The sequence below is a fragment of the Chryseobacterium sp. AC417 genome (assembly GCF_979258215.1).
This window is the reverse complement of record NZ_OZ409845.1, coordinates 176,572-197,451: the sequence shown is the minus strand read 5'-3', so window position 1 is coordinate 197,451 and position 20,880 is coordinate 176,572. Positions and strand designations below refer to the sequence as shown.

Here is a 20,880-nt window from a genome sequence, read left to right as displayed (position 1 = left end):
CCGTTCACGATTTGTGAACGGCGTTTTTTTGAATTAAAACCTGTATCCTAGAGAAAAACCACTGCGGAAACCTGCCCAAGGTCCGTCAATTTTTACTCTTGCACCATTCGGATTGGTTTCTACAGTATAATCTACAAAAGGAATATCTAAATTTTCAATCTCTTTTTTGAGCTGTTCCTGCATTTCCGGAGTGAGAATGATGTCACTCGTTAAATTGAAATCTCCTTTCCCAGAACCGTAATGGGCACCGGCAATCCAGAAATCTAATATAAGGTTGTGTTGTTTATTAAGAAAAAACTGTGCTCCCACCATCAATCCTCCACTATTTCCTCTTGCGTCGCCTAAACCTTTTAAAGGAATGGGAACTGTTGTTCCAAAAGCGGTATAATCATAAGTGAAATCAAATGTATTGGTAGACACTTTTGAATATCTGTAGTAAGGTGCAAAGTAAAATCCTTTTCCGTAACCTTCCCCGATATAGAACCTTGGTTCAATCGTAAAATTGGTGGCTTTGATTTTTAAATTCTGAAAATCTTTTTCATCCTCATCGTTCAGAAAAGAATTCATAAACGGAACTTTTCCCTCGGCTACAGTTCCAAAACCTACATTAATGGCAAACCAACGGTTGATTGACCTTTCATAAGACAGATTGATATTTCTGAATGCATAACCTGTAATATTGGTTTTAATAATATTCATTTTATCTTCAGGAACTGTACTTACTTCAGTAATAACTGTTTGCTGAGCGCTGACTTCTGACATCAGAAGATAAGAGGCAAGAATAAAGAGTTTTTTCATGGGTATATTTTTGATTTAAATTAAGTATAAAAATGGTTTGATTTGTTGAAACCTGCAAGAACAAAACATTATAATTATGTTAAATCAAAAACCGTTCTAAAAATGAAGAACGGTTTGAAATATTCTGAAATAATTAATGATAATTACTTTTTGATAAATTTTACGCTTTCAGATTGAGAATTTTTTCCTGAAAACCCAATGAAATAAGCTGAAGGAGGCAATTCTGAAATTTCTACTTTTACGGATTTTAAATCGGTACTTTTAATCATTTTTCCATCTAAACTGTAGATAATTGCTTTAGAATAAGTTGATAAATCTCCTGAAAACTCAATAAAATCCTGAGCGGGATTAGGATAAATTTTAAAGGTATCTTTCTTTACAAAATCTGATACTGACAAAAATGTTTCGTTTAAAGCCTGTGCAACATTGCTTGTCTGTGGTACTCCCTGCGCTGTGATGACAGCATTGGTTGTGCTTAACAATGGGAACTTATGCAGACTGTCATAGTAAGTATAAGCTGTGCTTACAACTGTTCCTACAGGAAATCCGAACAAGGTGAGCGAAAAATTCTGTACAGATTTTATTCTTAAAACATTGGTGTAGGTTTTTGCGCCGATCAGAAGCGTTCCGGATGCATCGGCGTTGATGGTAATTGTTCCGCTAAAATTTCCGGAACCTGCAGTTGCAGAAAATGTTCCGGATGCGGTATCAGTTTCCGAATATCCGAATGCTGCAGGATAGCTTATAAATGTTCCGTTGTTTGCTGAAAAATTAAACGTAGCATCTGGTGTTACCAATCCTGTAATTTCCAGTTTGGCAGCGGTCTGTTTATAATATACAGTGCTTCCTCCGCCTGTCATTTTAATGGTTGTTCCGGGGAAAGTCGTTATTTCTGTTGAAGTTGGTGCAGAATAGGTGGTAACTGAAGCTGAGCCCTGTGTCAAACTGCTGTTTGAGAACGTGGCATTAGCTCCGGTTGCAGAATTATCAACGGTTCCGTTGACATTCACATTGTTGACTGTTTCCCCAATAATGGGATCATTAAATGTCTTTGTAATCGTGGTTTGCGCAGACAATACTGCCGTAGAAGTGATTAGAAATAATAAAGTTGTTTTCATAAGTGAATTTTTTGTGAAGATAATTAAAATATGAAACAGTGACGAAAATATTTGATTATAACTAAGTTCTCAAGATTTTTTCCATCTTTTTCCCTTTAGCCAATTCATCAATTAACTTGTCAAGGTAACGGATATTTCTCATGAGTTCATTTTCAATTTCCTCTACACGGTAGCCACAAATCACGCCTTTAATCAATGAAACGTTCGGGTTCATCTGCGGTGCTTCATCAAAAAAAGTTTTAAAATCTATTTTGTTTTCGAGTACATTTTGGAAACCAGATTCGTTGTATCCCGTAAGCCAGAATATGATTTGATGAACCTCTTCTTTGGTTCTGCCTTTCTTTTCAGCTTTAGCCAGGTAATGTGGATAGACACTTGCGAATGCTGTTGTGAAAATTCTTGTGTTTTGCATGATAATTCCTCAATTTATAGATAGTTAGATATACAACACAACTAATAAACTTTTTCAACACGCTGGTTGTCTTCCAATTCTTTCATCAAAGACAACAGTTCTTTTTTCATCAAAAAATACTTTCGGTGAAGAAAATAGGGCAAAGTATTGATTGCGTTCATCAGCAAGTGCAAATTGGCTTCAAAATACTCTTCATTACGGAAATAGATATGCTCTTTCTCTATATAATCTTTCAAATCTTTTATTTCCTTTTCACTCAAATCGGAGATGAGACGCTGATTTTGAAGGTGAAATCTTATTTCTTGTTTTAATTGGTTTTCAAGAGACTGAAGGGCAATAAAATTATGCCTGATCTTCTCAAAAGGGGTTTTTGTACTGATAAAAGCGGTTGCATTTGCAAGATCTGTATATAGCTTGTATTTTTCTTCATACAGTTGGTCATAATCAGCGAATGATTGATAAACGCTTTTAAATCCTGATTTTTTATTCTGATTTTCTGAGATTTTCAGGAAGTAATTATAAATATCAGAATCATTTTTTACAATCAGGTCTTTTATTTCTGCAATAGATTGATCAATTTCCGGGATTAGTTTTTTGGCTTCGGCAGCTTTGTATTTTTTACCGTCGTAGTCGAATGTTTTTAAGATAAATTCTTTTTTGGCAATAGCTTCAATGGTTTTCTTATCACTTTCTAAAGCGATGAGAGTGTAAACGAGTTCTATCTTTTCGTTGTCGAAAAGACTCTCGAACGGTATATCTTCTGACGAAATATTTTCCTGAACTTCTGAATCAGGGTTCTTATTATCGTAATAATTATTAAAAATTTTATCGAAAGAATCTTTCTGATATTGTGTTTCGAATTCGTTTTTGAAAGTTTCGAATTCTAAATCTGTTCTGCCCCGCTCATATTTTACGTTGGAGAAAAGTTTGGCAGTCAGTTTTTCTTCTGTTTGTTCAAAATTTTTGAATAAATCTCTTGCAGGCTGATCATCAATATCTTTTACGATACCAAGCTGTCTGAGCTTTGCAACCCGGTCTTCAGTAGATGGATGCGATGCCCATTGATTTTCTATATTCAATTTTGATTTATTAAACAATCCTGATTCTGAAAGTTTGACAAGTGGGAGATTGTATTTAGTTTCCAGTTCGCTCTGCTCTGCAAGAAAATTCATGACAAAAAACTGTTCGCGGTAGATATTTTTACTCGATTGGTTTTTTGAAATTCTCGCTTCATAAAAATTGATCACATTATTGTAAGAATTGTTGGCCAGTTCTAATCTCAAGAGTGATTCTTCTAAAGCAATAGAACCCGCAATATTGGCGGCAACTTCATCGGCATGAAATTCCATTTCTCTGGAAAGCGCCATGTGACGGATGTTTACATAAGAATACATCTTCGCAAGAACCCACTGAATTTTTGAAGTAAAGAAAATGGCGAGCGATGCAAAAATGGTAAAATAACCGCTGAAGCTTGCGAATTTTTCGATAGAATTACGGTATGATGAATCTTCATTCACCAGATTAAAAATGATCTGATTTACATTGTACACATAACTTCCTACTTTCATGGAACGCTGTGAGAAATGTCCGAATTCATGAGATAATATCGCTTTCAGTTCTTGTTTTGTAGTGGTGTTGATCAATCCAAGTCCGATTGTAAGATTTTTCTTGATCGGAAAAAACATACTCCAGAAACTCGAATCATAGAATACACTTGCATTGACATCGTTTGATAAATAAACTTTTTTCGGGAAGTTTGTTTCAGCTTCTTTTACAATGTCATCAATCATTTTAAAAAGTTCAGGCTCGTCTGATCTTTTTATTTCAGTAAGATAACTGAGATCGTTGATATGTTTTTTAAATAAAAATTTGATGATAAAAAAGAATACGAAAATTCCTGTTCCTGCCAATCCTGCTCCTAACATAAGTGTTAAAAACATTGGTTTCGCTACGATGAGCCAGATTCCGCCACCGATACAAGCTAATGCTAAAGCAATGGTAAAGAGGAAAATAAGGATGTAAACAAAAACAAAAATCACGATAGAAGAGACTGCTGCTTTGGTTTTTTGTTTAAAATCCTGAGAAATCTGAATATGCATTGATAAATTTTTTACAATAATACATACATCCAATTAATCGGGCAAGAAAAATTCTGCGGGATGAGGTTAATTTATATTGATCTTAAAAATTAAAATCGAGCCAACAAGACCTCTTTAATGATTGGTGATTGCAATTAATCTTGTCAAGATTTTATGCCTTGACAAGATTACACCTAAAAATAAAGGGCTTACTTAGCAGCCACCTTTACGAGGAATTCTTTTAAAAATTACTTTACGATCTCGTTCGAGATATCCGCAAGATATGATAGGATAAGAATACTTCGGTGCGTGCGATACATGATGGCTTTTTATCATTATTTTGTCGTTAACGTTCAGGCTGTGCAATTGCTCAAGTTGAGACTTTTCCGCATCAAATGTTACAATATAATCGTCATCATTAATCCTGACCATCACTCCGAAACCTAATCTAGAGCCTGGCGGAAGAGAAAGAGAGGTTACAGTTCCCTCTATGTTGGTATACTCTGTAATGTGCTTCCATATTTTATCTTCGGCGGCATACACTTTTTTACCTCGGGGAGATTCTTCCCATTGTTTGAACTTGATACCATCGGGCGTAGCTTCCCATTTTTTCATCTCGGCATTCCGTTCTGTAGCAGAAAGTTGCTTCTTTTGAGTTTCACTCTTGATTTCGCGATTGGCGAATACGAGTCCGCTCACTACAATCAGTGGTAACAGGAGCGCAAAAATTACTTTTTTCATAGTCTTGTAGGTTTATTAAATTATATTTGAATATTTATATTGGTCATGATGCTTAATTTAACGAAAGGGTAAACAGAGAATTTTAAATACTGATTGTTTTTAAGTTATACAATGGCGTAAAATTACTTCTAGATTCTCTTGATAAATAAGATCAGATATACTATGATTTTTCATGTGCTGTCAAATTTGATTCAGCGAAAATACTTTGATATTTTTCGGATTTAGGGATTTGAATTGTAAATAAAATTGTAAACTTTGTAAATAATAACTTGACACTATGCATCTTAGTCAAAATCTCCTCTCAGGAAGGCGAAAATACCTGTTCGGATTCATATTCCTATCATGGATCTTTATGATCAGTGCGGCTTTCAGTAAGGAGGACAATGACGACTTTGATTTTGCAAAACGGGAAGTGTTACTCCGCAGAATAGGCCATGAATTGCTTTTACAATCAGGTGACAGTACATCAAGAGTGCTTCCGGTGAAAAAGAATGCAGAAAATGAATATGAGATCAACTTTGAGAATACACTTACGTTTCAACCGGATTCTCTGGTGAATCTTACAAAGCGGGTGTTGGCAAAAGATCCTCTTGCAAGTGATTATATTGTTAACGTTCTGAACTGTGGCAATTCAAGTGTGGCTTATGGATATGCTGTTTCGAAAAATAAAAAAGATGATGTTGTAGCATGTATTGGAAGAAAACAACCTAAAGCCTGTTATAAGATCAGCATCAAATTCAAACCGACAGGAATCAACACAACAAAAAGTGCATATCTTTTTGGTGGTCTTTCATTTTTAGCATTGATCGGTTTTGCTTTTATGAGATCTAAATCGGTAAAGTCACAAAAAGTTATACCTGAAAGTCAGCAGACAGATATGTTCACTTTGGGCTCGATAATTTTTGAAGCAAAAAACAGAAAGCTCATCATCAATGAAAAGACCATAGATCTTACCGCAACTGAAAGCCGGGTGTTGCTTATTTTCGCATCGTCTCCCAACGAAATCATCGAGAGAAGCCGACTGCAAAAAGAAATCTGGGAAGATGACGGTGTGATTGTAGGGCGCAGTCTGGATATGTTTATCTCTAAACTCAGAAAAAAACTGGAAATTGATCAGAATATTAAGATTGTGGTGATTCGCGGGAAGGGGTACAGACTGGAAATTGGTATTTAAAAAATTTTTGTCAGCACAATGATTTTATTAGAAGTCATTGTTGATTTAAATATAAATGTTATCTCTCGGCATAAAAACCGCTCGGATTATGAGCGGTATGTATTTTTTAGTTTATCATTTAGCTACAAGATAAAATCGTTTGTTAGTGAGTTGTTTTAATTTACATAAATCACTAACTTGATTAAATGATCAACTACCTCTGTACGTAGAATAACCATAAGCGGATAGCGTTATAGGAACGTGATAATGAGTTGCATCCTTGATTTCAAATATCACTTCAATATAGGGATAGAAACTTTCTGTGTTATTTTTTTTAAAATAATCTTTGGTGTAGTAGGTCAGTTTGAAAATACCCAGATTATTTTTTTCTGAGGACAGAAAATCTGAAATCCTGCCGTTTGTATCTGTATTTTTTTCATCAACAAAAGTCCAGATTTTTGATTGATCATTATACTTTTCTAATTTTATTTTTACTCCTGCGGCAGGGGTTCCCTTAGATACATCTAAGATATGACTTGATAGCTGAAAATTATTTTTTTGAGCAGAAGCCTCTATTGACAAAAGTGCAAAAAGGATGGTAAAGATGAATGTTTTCATTTTCTATTTATTTTAAAGTTAAACTATTTTGTTGTTGTGATCCCGATTTCAGGTATTGATGCGGATCGAGCTATCCAGTCATCATTTTCCGGACTGCCGCCGCCAGATATTCCTACACTACCAATGATGTCACCTTTGTACCAAATGGGTACTCCACCGCTCAATAAAAGTAGCTCAGGAAGTGAATTCAGATTTTTTGTGTCAGCATTTTTTTCTGCATTTCGTAACAATACAAGGGTTGAAGTCTTGGTGGATAAAGCTGTGTAAGCTTTTCTTCTTGATGCCTCTGTGTTGTGAGGCCCGACACCATCGCCACGGAGAATTAATATTGTTGTTCCTGAAGCGTCTAATATGGCAATAGAAACATTTTTATTTTTTAAGGATGCTGCTTTTGTGATACGGTTTTTCAACTCTAATGCTGCTTCAATGCTTAGATTGTTAACAGATTTTACATAGCAGCTTTCAGCGGAGTAGGGCGGTGTTGTTTTTTCGGTTTTGCTTTGCCCGAAACACAGGCAATAACTTACCAGTAAAAATAAAAATTGCATTTTCATATCCTTATCTTTTTATGCAAAGTTAAATACATGAAAAATCAAAAACGTTGTGCTATGTCAACGTTTTTAGAGTTTTGATTTTATTCTGCTTAATGTTGAAGGAGATATTCCTAAATAAGATGCTACCATCTTATTGGATACCCGAAGTAAAAGTTGCGGCTGATATTCAATCAGCCATTTCACCTTATCTAACGCATCAAATCCCTGGAAACCATAAATTCTCTTTTGTGCAATGATAAATCCAAGCTCTAAGATTTCAGTATATATTTTGGCAAACTCTGGTACTGTTTCAGTCAAATGATAAAAGTCTTTCCTCGAAATACAAAGCAGCTGTGATTTTTCAATCGTTTGTAAATACTCGTTCGCCGGTTTTTGATCAATAAAACTAGGCAGGGCGGTCGCAAAATTTCCTTCAAAAGCAAAGTACCTTGAGCTTTCTGTACCATCTTTTGTAGTGGTGAATAAACGGATACATCCTTTGTTAATAAAGTAGTAATGTTTACAGATCTGGTCAGATTGCAGGAGTATTTCGTTTCGCTTTGAGGTTACGGGTATAAAACAGGATGTAATTTTCTCCAGTGTTTGGGGAGCAATTTCACTTTTACTCCGTATGAATTTTTCAAGAGTTGAATACATGGTTGATTATGTTTTGTAGCGACAGATAAATAATTTTTTAAATTACAATTTTTAAATGATGAACGTTTAAATTTAACAATTGATTTTAAATTAAAAAACCGCCCAGAAAGTATGAACGGTTTGTATATTTTGATTTAAATACATCTTCACTGGTTTATTTAGCGGAAAGTGCTGCTTCGCTAATATCTGCAATCTGAATGCTTTTAATAGCTGATTTGGTTGAAGACGCTGTACTTCCACCCATGATGTATAATTTATTGTTATATATTTCTGCAGCAGCATGCCTTCTTGGGATCATATTGGATGATAATTGATGCAATTTATTGGTTTCTGTATCAAAATAAGCCAAAAAATTTTGATTATTATAACCGCCTGCGATAAAAATCTTATTGCCAAATACCGCTAATGAATGACCCGATATCGCAGCAGGCATCGTGTATTGCTCAGTCCAAATATTTTTGTTGAGATCAAACACATTGACCAGGCGGGATGATGTACCGTTAAAACCGCCAATAACATAAAGCTTATCATTCACAATTTTGCCCCTTGCTTCTCTGGCTGTTGGCATATTCGGTAACGGATGCCATGTGTCTGAAGCAATGTCGTAATATTGGAATCTATCAGAAAATACAGTGGTGGCGGCATTGTTTAGCCCACTTCCGCCGAATGTATATATTTTTCCGTTATGGATGGCAGAACCTGCATTTCCGGTATAAGCATGATTAACAGCTCCTTTCGTTTTTTGATGAGTTTCAAGGTCTACAATTTCAAGGTGACTGTTTCCCCAACCGTTAAAAATATAAACTTTATTATCGTAAGTCTCCGAATTGGCGAATCTTTTAGGAACCAAACTGGAATTGATAACACTCCAACGGTTATCTTTAATATTGTATTTCTCAATAAAATTAGCATAACCATCCGTATCTTTATACCCATTGCTCACATAGATATTGTCACCTGCAATGGCACTGCTTATCGCTCCTCTGCGAACAGACATATCCGCAAGATGTTTAAAGTTCAGGGTTTGTGCATTAGCTAAACATAAACCGAAAAGTGAAAGGAGGAATAATTTTGTTTTCAATGACGTTGAGGTTTGGTTGAATTGATTTTCTGTGTAGAAAAATATGTTTTAAATATAGGGAAAAAGTCACGGATTGGAATCCGCGACATCGGGTTTTTATTGGAGTGGTTTTTTGTGTATTTTTATTGACCTTGTATTTGCTGGTTTCTGATTTAGTGCAGTTGGTGACGAAATTACATAAAAACTTGGTTGAATTTTAAAACTTTTGACTGGTTTATGATTAGTGTTTTTAAAAATTAACAGTACCGGTTGAAATCTTCTTCAAAATTTCCTGTTTGTTTTTTTTCATATTAATATTTTTAAGTAGTTTCATTAGTAGTTTATATTCAAATCGATATTCAAATCTGTGAAGTTTATGATTTGCGACATCTTCATAGTCAATTCGGATGTAATATTCTTTAAGATTACAAATGTTGTGTTTTTCTTGGAGAACTCTTTTTAAGTCTTTTAATAAAATAAACACATCATTCTTTGATTTTGAACTGAGAGAAGAGATTTCTTTTTGTGTTGGAGTAGAAGTCTTTAATGCTTTTGTGATTTCTATCCAGATATTGTCTTCAATATCTACATATATAAAGTGACTCTTTGTTAAAGTAATATTATTATCAATTTGAAATATTTTTCCATAATAACCTTTTTTATCAAGTTTTCTATCAATTTTTTTTTCTTTTTTTAACGCACATTCATAATTATTTGTTTCCGGCTTCAATTTGAATTTATGTTGTGAATATGCATAAGGTGCAATTAATAATATCAATAAGTAAAAAAGAAATTTCATACAATTAATTTAAATGAGATGCAATTCAAGCTATGCAAAGTCTCCCGACATTATTCTTACAAGCGGGTATTAGCTTTTATATTTAATAGTTCTTATAAACTCTGATTTTTTTATACGATTCCCGTTTTGAATTTGATAATGAATTTTTTTAATCCAGTTCCCTGATTTGTCATATTTAATTTCCTGCTCAAAAGTCGGAGACTTTATCACATCCCCATATTCATTTACTATCTCTTTTGAATCTGGGGTTGTATTTTTTATTTTGTTCTTTATAGAATTTTTAAGATCATTCTTTTGATTATAATAATTTATCACAACCAGATTTTCATCGTAAAAATATTCTGCTGTTTCCCTACCTTGAATCACATTTCCTATTGAAATAATTAACTCTATTGGGTTTCCTTTTATATCGTTTTTTAGAGTCGTTTCTCTAAGGATAATTCCTCTATCATTCTTTTCGGAAATGTTCAATAGAAAGCCATTTTGATCGTATCTGTAGTTTACGTCTTCAACTGTTCTGCCTAAGATTGGATGCCAATTTTCAAATCTTCTGAATGTACTTCGCACGTTTGTTTCATCATAAAATCTGGTAAGCCGTTGCTTTAGATTATTATCGCCATCATATCTCATTTCAATCATCGCTCTATTAGCAACATTATATGTAATAACTTCTTTTTTATTTTCAACTCCGGATTTATTATAAAAAGTAAAAAGTAGAGTCGCTTTAGAGACCGGTTTATTCGAAAAAAAATCACTTTCTGTCGTAAAGTTTAGATAGCTAAGTATACTTTGGGAATATATAAACCCGGAAAATAGTAATAAAAATAATGTAAATATTTTACTCATATTCGATTATAATTGAGTTAATACCAAATTTACGCATTGCGCCAATATAAAAAATATATAATTGCGCTACTGTTGTTTTTATTTTTGCTATATAATTGCAAATCATCAAATTATTTTAGATAACTAACAAAATTTAAAGATAAATAAAATTTCTGTAAAAATATTTCGCTACAATTCTGCTATTTGCATTAAAACTTTATATTCAAAAAAAGCCGCCCAGAAAAATCTGAACGGCTTAAATTTATATAGTCTCAGAAAAACGCTGTTACATCATTCCCGGCATTCCACCTCCCATTGGCATGGCAGGTTCTGCGCTCTTAATTTCAGTGATAACACACTCTGTAGTTAATAGCATTCCAGAAACTGAAGCTGCGTTTTCAAGGGCAACTCTTGTTACTTTCGTAGGGTCGATGATTCCTGCTTCAAGCATGTTTACATACTCGTCAGTTTTAGCGTTGTATCCGAAGTCTCCGCTGCCTTCAGCAACTTTAGCTACGATTACAGAACCTTCACCTCCTGCGTTGGCAACGATTTGTCTTAATGGCTCTTCGATTGCTCTTTTTACGATTTTAATACCAGTAGTTTCATCCGCATTGATTCCTTCAAGGTTGGTTAAAGCAGAGATTGCTCTTACAAAAGCAACACCACCACCTGCAACGATACCTTCTTCAACCGCTGCTCTCGTAGCGTTTAATGCATCATCAACTCTGTCTTTTTTCTCTTTCATTTCAACTTCAGAAGCTGCACCTACGTAAAGAACGGCAACACCACCAGCTAATTTAGCCAACCTCTCCTGTAGTTTTTCTCTGTCGTAGTCAGAAGTCGTAGTTTCCATCTGAGCTTTGATCTGGTTTACTCTACCTTTGATCTTGCTTTCTTCACCACCACCGTTTACAACTGTTGTGTTGTCTTTGTCGATCGATACTTTCTCAGCAGTTCCCAACATATCAAGAGATACGTTTTCCATTGTGAAACCTTGCTCTTCAGAAATTACTTGTCCACCAGTTAAGATTGCGATATCTTCCAACATTGCTTTTCTTCTGTCACCAAATCCTGGAGCTTTTACAGCAGCGATTTTAAGAGAACCTCTTAATTTGTTAACTACCAAAGTTGCCAAAGCTTCACCTTCAACTTCTTCAGAAATAATCAATAAAGATTTTCCGCTTTGTGCGATCGGCTCAAGAACAGGAAGCAATTCTTTCATTGAAGAGATTTTTTTCTCAACCAAAAGAATGTAAGGGTTTTCCAATTCAACCGTCATTTTCTCAGGATTCGTCACGAAATATGGAGACTGGTAACCTCTGTCAAACTGCATACCTTCTACAACATCTACCGTTGTATCAATACCTTTAGCTTCTTCTACAGTGATAACTCCTTCTTTACCTACTTTTCCGAAAGCTTCAGCGATCAAAGATCCGATCGTTTCGTCGTTGTTTGCAGAAACTGAAGCAACCTGCTTCACCATTTCTGTAGAATCTCCAACTTGCTTAGACTGCTCTTTAAGGTTAGCAACAACAGCAGTTACTGCTTTGTCGATTCCTCTTTTCAAGTCCATTGGGTTTGCACCTGCAGCTACGTTTTTAAGACCTTCTCTTACGATTGCCTGTGCCAGAACAGTAGCGGTAGTAGTACCGTCTCCTGCGATATCATTGGTTTTGGAAGCCACTTCTTTTACCATTTGCGCTCCCATGTTTTCTACTCTGTCTTCAAGTTCGATTTCTTTTGCTACAGAAACACCATCTTTAGTAACGTGAGGTGCACCGAAAGATTTTTCGATGACAACGTTTCTGCCTTTTGGTCCTAAAGTTACTTTTACTGCATTAGCCAATGCATCAACCCCTCTTTTTAGAGCGTCTCTTGACTCGATATCGAATTTTATTTCTTTTGCCATTTTGATTAGATATTAGATGTTAGATGTCAGAAGTTAGACATGTAACACTTGTTTTAATTTGAATTTAGTTTGAATAGTCTGAAATCTGATGTCTGGAATCTTATCCGATTACTCCTAAAAGATCACCTTCTTTTACGATTAAGAAATCTTTTCCGTCTAGTTTTAATTCGGAACCTGAATATTTCCCATAAAGAACTTTATCTCCTACTTTTACAGTGGTAGGCTCGTCTACTTTACCAGGACCTACTGCTACTACGGTACCTTCCTGTGGTTTTTCTTTAGCAGTGTCTGGAATAATAATACCTGAAGCTGTTTTGGTTTCTGCAGCGATGGGCTCGATAAGCACTCTGTCTGCTAAGGGTTTAAAGTTTACTGACATAATATATTTTATTTTTAAGTTATTTCTGTGTCGTAAATCTCTAAATCTGTGCCACGGAACGATAACTAGAATTTTGGCAGATTTTTTTTAAAGATGTGAAATTTTGGCAGAAAAAAAGTCATCTGAAAAAGATGACTTTTTTGAAATTATTGCGAAAATATCTGAAAATTGTCTCGTTATTATTGATAAATAGGATCCTATTCTTTTATAAATTTACTGTTTCCTGATTCAGTATTGAGGAAATATGTGCCCTCTGGAAGGTGAGAAATATTAACCTTTAAATCAGTATTTTCCTTTTTTTCAAATACAAGCTTGCCTTCTAGGCTATATATCTTAATTTGTTTTACCATATAATTTAAATTAAGGTATTCCTTGGCAGGATTGGGATGAATAACCAAATTCGTGTCTTTTTTTAAGACTTCCTGTGTTGATAAAACACAACCACCTGTTAATTGTGGAATGTTACTGGCGTAGAGTGAGGGTAATACATCATAACTGTCTTTGCAAATAAACTGAATAGGATTAAATTGCAAATTTAAATACTGGAGATTTTGTAAAAAACCGTCTTGAAAAGAAATACTGCTGAGTAGATTATTGTAAAGACTTAAAATTTTTAAGGTTTGTAGACCACCTAATTGTATGGAGGTTACCTTGCTGCTATTCAGATAAATTCTATTTATATTAGGCAAATTATTAAAAGTAAAAGTTGAAGGCACCTGATTATTTTGACAAGTGAAATTTGTTAAGCTGGGAAAATTAGATACATTCACTGACGATAAGGGATTATTATTCAAATTAAAATAATTTAATAATATTGCTCCGGTAAGATTACTAGAATCGAAAGAAGTCAATTTATTATCCTCACATACAAAATATGTTAATTTCGCAGCACCATTCAAATTAAAACTTGTAAGATTATTTTGTGCCATGCCTAGAGCCTGTAACTTTGTCATTCCACTTAAGTTAGCAGTGATAAGATCATTGGATGTTAAGCCCACAGTCTCAATATTTGTCATTCCGCTCATATCAATACTTGTAAGATTATTCGAGTTAGCGTATAGAGTTTTGACATTTATAAATGCCTTTATTCCTGTTAAGTCGGAAATGTTTTTATTTTCAAGATTGAGCACATTATCAATAGCCTGCGCTTCATTTACTTGTATCTCACCATCATTATTAGTATCTACACCAACAGAAATTAACGCATTTTTAAAATTAACATCAGGAATGTTAATATTTTGTGCCTGAATAAAAACGCATAGCAGAACTGGCAGAATGCAAAACAAGTTTTTCAATTTCCGCACAAAAAATATTTTTATAGTAGGTTTTATTTTCATGGAAGTTATTTAATTTTTTTGGTAATGAATTATTTCTTTCCAGCCGCCTGCATCGGGTTTACTCTTCCGTTTGCACCACCTCTCACAGCTCCGTCTTGTTTTTGCTTAAATACTTGGAATTTGGAAGTTTCGGAACTTGCCTGGTCGTTGCTCCAAAGGTTATTTGAAGTATCAATGTCTGCCGTTTCTCTCATCGGATCTAGCTGAATCGATTTTATTTTTTTGTCAAAATAAAACGTTTTAGAAGCTTTCTTCTCGTTGCTTCTCCAGATTTGCGCAGATGATTTATCCTTTAATTTTGAACCGTCTTCAAATGTAAACTCAAGAATAATAGGCATTACCAAACCGCCTTTGTTCACAAAATCGATTTGATACGCTGTGAAATTTTTAAGTTTTTCCTGTTCTTTTTTGTCTAAAGCTACGCTGCCTTCTGCTTTGAAGCTGTACTCTTTATTAGAATCTACTTTTTCCTGCCCACGGTCATATCGGTAATAAAAATCCTGAAGATCTTTATCTTTTTCTACCTCAAAAATGATGGTTTTATCTTCTTTGTTTCTGATTTTTGAAATATCTTCAAACTCATTCTGCAAAGGTTTTTCAACCTTATATTTTGTTTCATTGGCTTCTTTTACCGCTGTTAAATCCGGAGTTGCCATTGTCACTTTGTCAATCGCAATATCAACAGGATCTGTTCCGTAAAACCATCCTCTCCAAAACCAATCTAGGTCTTCACCGGTTGCATCTTCCATTGTTCTGAAAAAATCTGCAGGTTCCGGATGTTTAAAGGCCCATCTCTTAGAATAGGTTTTAAAAGCTTTGTCAAAAAGCTCTCTTCCCATAATGGTTTCACGAAGAATATTCAATCCGGTTGCAGGTTTTGCGTAGGCATTCGGGCCAAACTGGATGATGTTTTCAGAGTTGCTCATGATCGGTTCCAGTTGATCTTTCGGAAGTTTCATGTAATCAGTAATTGTCCACGCCGGACCACGTTTTGAAGGGAATTTATTATCCCATTTTTCTTCCGTTAAATATTCTGTAAATGTGTTTAAACCTTCATCCATCCAGCTCCATTGTCTTTCGTCTGAGTTGATGATCATCGGGAAAAAGTTGTGCCCCACTTCATGAATAATGACACCAATCATTCCGTTTTTCGTACCCTCAGAATACGTACCATCTTTTTCTGTTCTTCCGAAATTGAAACAGATCATTGGGTATTCCATCCCATTAGAAGCTTCTACAGATTGCGCCACGGGATAAGGATATGGGATTGTAAATTCCGAATAGGTTTTAACGGTATGAGCAACCGCTTTAGTCGAGAATTTTCTGTACAAACTATAAGCTTCTTTTGGGTAGAAACTCATTGCCATTACTTTATTGTTATTTTCCGGAATCGTTACACCCATCGCATCCCAAACAAATTTTCTTGAAGCCGTCCATGCAAAATCTCGTACGTCTTTGGCTTCAAAAATCCATGTTTTTCTTTGTTTTGAATGGTTTTTTTCTGCTTTTTTAGCTTCATCCAAAGTCACGATTTCGACAGGCTCATTTGAGTTTTGAGATTTTTTATATCTGGCTAGTTGATCGGATGTTAAAACCTGTTCGTAGTTTTTGCACTCTCCGGTTCCGCCGATGATGTGATCTGCAGGAACGTTCATAGAAACTTTATAGTTTCCGAAAACCAAAGCAAATTCACCCCTTCCTGTAAACTGGTGATTCTGCCATCCCTGGAAATCACTATACACACACATTCTCGGGAACCATTGGGTGATGGTGTACAAATCGTTTCCGTCTTCCGGGAAGTTTTCATAGCCTCCACGACCACCCATTTTCATTCGGTTCGGAATATTGTAATTCCAGTCGATTTTAAAAATGAATTTTTCTCCTTTTTTCAGAACTTTAGGTAAATCAATACGCATCATCGTTTTGTTGACGGTATATTGTAAAGGATTTCCTGAAGCATCGGTTACTTTTTCCAGATTAACGCCGTAGCCATTATCTTTTGCAGGTAAATCTGTTGTCTTTAATTGCTGGTCTGAAGTAGATTTTGGCAGGGTAGAAGAGAACTGATAATCTGCTTTTTTGATAGTAGACTGCTGGTTTTCGTCTAATTGAAGCCAGATATAATCTAAATCATCAGGAGAATTGTTGTAATATGTTACGGTTTCAGAACCTTTCAGATTTCTTTTGTCTTCATCCAGGTATGCCGTGATGTCGTAGTCTGCTCTGTTTTGCCAATACGCCTGTCCGGGAGCTCCGGAAGCCGTTCTATAAACGTTTGGTGTGGGTAGAATTGTTCCCAACTGTTCAAATCTGTTTCCGTGGTTACTACCAGGATTGTTTTGAATATTCTGTGCCGAAACGCCTACATATAGAAATACTGAAAGTACAGTAACTTTAAAATTCATGTGAAAAAAATTTAGAATGAGCAAATATAATAATAAGTCGTTGAAAATTTAGAAATGTTTCAAACTTAAAAAGGAATTCTTTCTAATGTCATTTTTAAAGCCAATGCAAAAACTCCTGATGATACAAAAAGAATCCAGTCTTTTTTATTGATTTTGAAAAGGTTTAATAATATAAACAGAATTACTAAAATTGCGGCAACAATTACTATTTGTCCGAGTTCCAAACCAATGTTAAATCCTAAAAGCGGAACAGCGATGCTCTGGCTTTTGGCGATCATCACCCTTACAGTATTGGCAAAACCTAATCCGTGAATGAGTCCGAAAAATAATGCTAAATAATAATTGGTTTTATTTTGCGACTGCTTTTTATTTTTCATTAAAATATTTCCGGCTGCCGTTAAAACAATGGTAAGCGGAATTAAAAATTCTACCCAATCTGAAGGAAGCCTTACTATATTGAAAATACTTAAAGCTAAAGTTATCGAATGGCCTATTGTAAATGCAGTTACCAAAATCAGAATTTTTTTCCAGTCTTTGGCGGTGTAAACAGCAATTAAAACTAATACAAAAAGCTGATGGTCCAGTGCATCGAGTGAAATAATGTGTTCCCAGCCAAGTTTTAAATAAAATAAAAAGTCCTGCATTTTTCGATATTTTTTTGAAATGCGATGATACAAAATTTATTTTAACTTTGTATAAATTGAAGTGATGAACCTTACTATTGAAATTGAAGACAAGGAAGATTATATTTTTGTTAAAAAACTTCTGGAAAAATTAAAAGGTGTCAAAATCATTGAAAATAAGTACGAAACGATTGAAGGTTTACCTGTTCAGGTTTTTGAAGAAATTGAAAAATACGGTGAATCTTTGAAAGATGAAAATTTGATTTCAAAAAAAGATTTTTACAAGTTGATTGATGAGGAAATATGGAAGTTGAATTCTCAAAAATAGCTAAACAAACTTTATTTGAGAATATTGAATTTCTTAAGAAAGTTTGGACCAATCGTGAGATTGTAATTTTTTTGGAAGATGTAAAAAAAATCGCAAATAATTTGGAAGAAGGTAAATACCTGCAATTTCAAAAATCTACGAGGAAAACAAGAAGTGTATTAATAGGGAAGAAGCATGTAAGAATGTTTTTCAGAATGGAAAATGATACTAAATCATCATTCTTCTTTTTTTCGACATGCGACAAGACCCACAAAAAATAAATGAACTTTTAAAATGAAGAAGATACTATTTCTACTGATTATTTTTCTCGGATTATCATCATTCACTAAAGAAATCCATCCCTATCACGTTGGTTCGGTAGAAATCAATTACAATTCAAAATCAAAAACTTTTGAGATTACCGGAAGGTTTTTCTTAGATGATCTGGAAAACGGTCTTAGAAAAAAGTATGGAAAACCTTATTATTTTAACGAATCGAAATATAAAGCCCAGCTTAACGAAGCGCTAAAAAATTACAGTTCTGAATATTTTAAATTGAAAACAGATAATCAGTTTTTAAAGATCAATTACGTGGGTTATGAAGAAGATAATGAGTCGGTTATCGTTTATTTGGAATCTGAAAAAGTGGAAAATCCAAAAAAAATAGAAGCTGCGGTAAGCTTTCTGTATAATCTCTTTGATGACCAGATCAATTTAGTTCATATTATCGTTAACGGCAACCGCAAAAGTGAAAAACTGACATATCCCAATCGATATTTGTACCAACAGTTTTAATAGTTATTTCTGAAGTTGAAGCAAAGCATTTTCAGCTTTCGCATGAGCTAAAAGATCTGGAAAAAAATCGTCATAACATTTTTGTAAAACATCTTTATTATCTAAGAAAGCTTCATAAACAGGAATATCTTTATCCAAATATTTGGCTTTATTCAAGACATTTCTCATGCTGAATTTAATATTCTGGTCATGACGATAATTGTAAAGCCAATCATCCTGCTCCATTTTTGTGAGCATATATTTAAAATTTTCAGGAAGAAATTCATCATGCTCATGCAGAACTCGGTACACTTTTAATGAATGTTTTTTCCAGCCTTTTAATGAATTTAAATGTAAATCATTTGCAACAAAATAATCCAAAGAAACATCTACAAAAGCTCCTGCATAAAGCCGAACGAGAGGACTGAAAACTTTTTTTGCTTCGTGAATTGCCGGATGAGAATCTGTAAATGTATCAATGGTGCGATGCAGAGTAATCCCATCCTGAATATCTTTCGGGAAAGAATACCGGTCTTTGTTTCGGATAAAATCTTCGAGAAACTGCCCGACAATTTGTCCGTCATTGAAAGTGAGAAAAGAGTGGGCAAGAAAGTTCATACTGCAATTTAGTATTTATAATTAAAAAATCCTTCTAAAATAATTTAAAGAAGGATTTGAAATATCTTAGAAGATTTTTTTATTTTTTAATAAATTTTTTGCTTCCAACCAAAGAATTTTTATCGGTATAAACACTTAAAAAATATTCGCCTGAAGCTAAACCTTGAAGATTAATACTTTTTGTATACGATGTCAAAACAATTTGACCTAAAGGATTAATGATTTTGAAAGTATATTTCTCATCATTTTTAATCCAGATATTGATTTCATCTTTTGCAGGATTGGGAAATACGGTAAAATCCTGAACATCTGCCGAAAAGTTTTCTACAGTTGATAAAGATGAAGTTGGCGTAAATTGTGAAACTACACACGCAAAACGGGAGAAACCGAATGCTTCGTCTGAAGGATTTGGGTTTCCGATAGAAACTCCTGTTGGCTCAGAATTGTAATTTACATTAGGATTTGCCCATCTGTTAACTCTCGAGCAATTAATTCCGCTTGCCACACATTCATCATTATAAGCCATGATGGTTCTCCATCGTTGAGCATTTGTACTTGAAGCTCCTAAGTTTACTGCTGTTTGGTTGCTATATCCGTGGTGGTTATTGCATGGTGCGGTAGACTGGCTCACAAACCAATCGTGATTAAGACCCATATTGTGTCCCATTTCATGCGCCAGAGTATAATTTGACACTACACAACTATAAATAGATACAGTGAATGCCGAATTAGAAGAATAATTAGTAGGATTTGAGTTCAAATATCCTAATCCGCAAGTATTGGTAGGTGTTGAGGTAATCAACCCACACAAATCGGCGCCATAAGTACTGCGGAGTGTATGAACATCATCCATTAACCCGTCGGTGCTGTTTCGGAAAGATGCGAGATCGGTGTTGATACTGCCTGATTCTGTGTAAAAAATTTCACCAGAATACACTAAATTAATCGTCACGTTATTGACTCCTGAATTTACAAGTGCCGTATTAAAATTGGTAATTGCTGTAGCAACAAAAGCATTACTTTGTGCTACGCCACCCCATGCGATTCTTGCAGCACTTGTATAAACTACGAGGACATCAATCGTGGTTGCAGCGCAAACAGGTGTTGTCGATAGACAAATGTTGGCATTTGCTTTTTGACTGATAGCAGATTCGTTAAGAATAAAATCATTTTTTGAATCCTGATTAATAAGATTTGATTCGCTTACAGTGGAAACTGCGAAAGTATTACTGTCAGTTTGGTGAAAAATAATTTTTTCTCCGGATTCTGAAACATACATTCCGGTTATTACGTTTCCGGCTTTTGATAAAACCAATTCAGATTTCGGTTCATTTTCCACAGAATATACAGAAGATTCGCTCTTATTGCTGTATAAAAACGATTTTTTGTAATGAGCTTTAATAACCTTGTTATTAGACAAAGGAATCTGTAGATCAGTTTTCAAATCAAACGAAGGCTGCGAATAATATTTTGTAAGAATATAAGTAGACGCAAGATTTGCACTGATTTTTTGCTGATCGCTAAGGTTATTTTCATTTATCGGATGATCAAAAATTCTGTTTTGTGCCGATAGAAAAGCTATACAAAAAATGAAAAGACAGGTAAATTTTGTTTTCACAATTGAGTTGTTAATGTTATTGATACACAAATATATACAATTACTCTTAGAATTTTAAGATTTTTTTAATACTGAAAAATACCCTCGTAGAAATTTCCACCTAAGTTAAAGATAA

21 protein-coding genes are annotated in these 20,880 nt (G+C 34.4%); 3 read left to right on the top strand and 18 right to left on the bottom strand.

The annotated features are described in order from the left end of the window. Positions 1–33: 33 nt before the first annotated feature. From ACZZ9T_RS00955 to ACZZ9T_RS00935, 5 genes are all read right to left on the bottom strand, one after another. Positions 34–798, bottom strand: a complete 765-nt coding sequence (locus tag ACZZ9T_RS00955) for a DUF3575 domain-containing protein (protein ID WP_463440552.1) — start codon at positions 796–798, stop codon at positions 34–36. A 143-nt stretch (positions 799–941) separates the two neighbouring features. Further along, entirely contained in the window at positions 942–1,916 is a 975-nt protein-coding gene (locus tag ACZZ9T_RS00950; RefSeq protein ID WP_463440551.1) for a T9SS type A sorting domain-containing protein, read from the bottom strand. A gap of 61 nt (positions 1,917–1,977) precedes the next feature. After that, a complete protein-coding gene (locus ACZZ9T_RS00945) occupies positions 1,978–2,328 on the bottom strand; it encodes a DUF2200 domain-containing protein (protein ID WP_463440550.1) in 351 nt (116 codons plus the stop codon). A gap of 41 nt (positions 2,329–2,369) precedes the next feature. Then, positions 2,370–4,427: a M48 family metalloprotease gene (locus ACZZ9T_RS00940; protein WP_463440549.1), complete on the bottom strand. Its 2,058-nt coding sequence runs from the start codon at positions 4,425–4,427 to the stop codon at positions 2,370–2,372. 192 nt (positions 4,428–4,619) lie between these two features. Further along, on the bottom strand, positions 4,620–5,105 hold the full coding sequence (locus ACZZ9T_RS00935) for a hypothetical protein (protein ID WP_463440548.1): 486 nt from the start codon (positions 5,103–5,105) through the stop codon (positions 4,620–4,622). 319 nt (positions 5,106–5,424) lie between these two features. Between ACZZ9T_RS00935 and ACZZ9T_RS00930 the strand changes: the two genes are divergently transcribed. Then, positions 5,425–6,321, top strand: a complete 897-nt coding sequence (locus ACZZ9T_RS00930) for a winged helix-turn-helix domain-containing protein (RefSeq protein WP_463440547.1) — start codon at positions 5,425–5,427, stop codon at positions 6,319–6,321. Positions 6,322–6,510: 189 nt separating this feature from the next. Here the strand turns inward: ACZZ9T_RS00930 and uraH are convergent, their stop codons facing one another. The 11 genes from uraH to ACZZ9T_RS00875 all read right to left on the bottom strand — a co-directional run bounded on the left by uraH (position 6,511) and on the right by ACZZ9T_RS00875 (position 17,469). Further along, on the bottom strand, positions 6,511–6,918 hold the full coding sequence (uraH, locus tag ACZZ9T_RS00925; protein WP_463440546.1) for a hydroxyisourate hydrolase: 408 nt from the start codon (positions 6,916–6,918) through the stop codon (positions 6,511–6,513). A gap of 23 nt (positions 6,919–6,941) precedes the next feature. Then, complete coding sequence (locus ACZZ9T_RS00920; protein WP_463440545.1) at positions 6,942–7,472, bottom strand: heme-binding protein; 531 nt, start codon at positions 7,470–7,472, stop codon at positions 6,942–6,944. 66 nt (positions 7,473–7,538) lie between these two features. Next, positions 7,539–8,108 (bottom strand): Crp/Fnr family transcriptional regulator, encoded by a 570-nt coding sequence (locus ACZZ9T_RS00915; RefSeq protein WP_463440544.1) that lies wholly within the window; start codon positions 8,106–8,108, stop codon positions 7,539–7,541. Positions 8,109–8,262: 154 nt separating this feature from the next. After that, positions 8,263–9,189, bottom strand: a complete 927-nt coding sequence (locus ACZZ9T_RS00910) for a Kelch repeat-containing protein (RefSeq protein WP_463440543.1) — start codon at positions 9,187–9,189, stop codon at positions 8,263–8,265. Between the two features lie 229 nt (positions 9,190–9,418). Continuing rightward, positions 9,419–9,967, bottom strand: coding sequence for a hypothetical protein (locus tag ACZZ9T_RS00905; RefSeq protein WP_463440542.1), 549 nt, complete (start codon positions 9,965–9,967; stop codon positions 9,419–9,421). 69 nt (positions 9,968–10,036) lie between these two features. Further along, a complete protein-coding gene (locus tag ACZZ9T_RS00900) occupies positions 10,037–10,813 on the bottom strand; it encodes a hypothetical protein (RefSeq protein ID WP_463440541.1) in 777 nt (258 codons plus the stop codon). A gap of 265 nt (positions 10,814–11,078) precedes the next feature. Then, complete coding sequence (gene groL, locus ACZZ9T_RS00895; protein WP_463440540.1) at positions 11,079–12,704, bottom strand: chaperonin GroEL; 1,626 nt, start codon at positions 12,702–12,704, stop codon at positions 11,079–11,081. Between the two features lie 100 nt (positions 12,705–12,804). Then, positions 12,805–13,083, bottom strand: a complete 279-nt coding sequence (locus tag ACZZ9T_RS00890; protein ID WP_047444781.1) for a co-chaperone GroES — start codon at positions 13,081–13,083, stop codon at positions 12,805–12,807. Between the two features lie 197 nt (positions 13,084–13,280). Then, complete coding sequence (locus ACZZ9T_RS00885; RefSeq protein ID WP_463440539.1) at positions 13,281–14,420, bottom strand: T9SS type A sorting domain-containing protein; 1,140 nt, start codon at positions 14,418–14,420, stop codon at positions 13,281–13,283. A 29-nt stretch (positions 14,421–14,449) separates the two neighbouring features. Further along, positions 14,450–16,825 carry a M1 family metallopeptidase gene (locus tag ACZZ9T_RS00880; RefSeq protein WP_463440538.1) on the bottom strand — a complete coding sequence of 792 codons (2,376 nt, stop codon included), beginning with the start codon at positions 16,823–16,825 and terminating at the stop codon, positions 14,450–14,452. A gap of 65 nt (positions 16,826–16,890) precedes the next feature. Then, positions 16,891–17,469 carry a HupE/UreJ family protein gene (locus tag ACZZ9T_RS00875; RefSeq protein WP_463440537.1) on the bottom strand — a complete coding sequence of 193 codons (579 nt, stop codon included), beginning with the start codon at positions 17,467–17,469 and terminating at the stop codon, positions 16,891–16,893. Between the two features lie 64 nt (positions 17,470–17,533). Between ACZZ9T_RS00875 and ACZZ9T_RS00870 the strand changes: the two genes are divergently transcribed. Together ACZZ9T_RS00870 and ACZZ9T_RS00865 are read left to right on the top strand one after the other, a co-directional pair. Beyond that, positions 17,534–17,776 carry a hypothetical protein gene (locus tag ACZZ9T_RS00870; RefSeq protein ID WP_463440536.1) on the top strand — a complete coding sequence of 81 codons (243 nt, stop codon included), beginning with the start codon at positions 17,534–17,536 and terminating at the stop codon, positions 17,774–17,776. Positions 17,777–18,049: 273 nt separating this feature from the next. Further along, complete coding sequence (locus tag ACZZ9T_RS00865; protein WP_463440535.1) at positions 18,050–18,550, top strand: DUF6702 family protein; 501 nt, start codon at positions 18,050–18,052, stop codon at positions 18,548–18,550. Between the two features lie 3 nt (positions 18,551–18,553). Here ACZZ9T_RS00865 and ACZZ9T_RS00860 read toward each other — a convergent pair whose 3' ends face one another. Then, positions 18,554–19,147 (bottom strand): acyl carrier protein phosphodiesterase, encoded by a 594-nt coding sequence (locus ACZZ9T_RS00860; RefSeq protein WP_463429559.1) that lies wholly within the window; start codon positions 19,145–19,147, stop codon positions 18,554–18,556. 79 nt (positions 19,148–19,226) lie between these two features. Then, complete coding sequence (locus ACZZ9T_RS00855; protein WP_463440534.1) at positions 19,227–20,765, bottom strand: M12 family metallo-peptidase; 1,539 nt, start codon at positions 20,763–20,765, stop codon at positions 19,227–19,229. Positions 20,766–20,880: the final 115 nt, after the last annotated feature.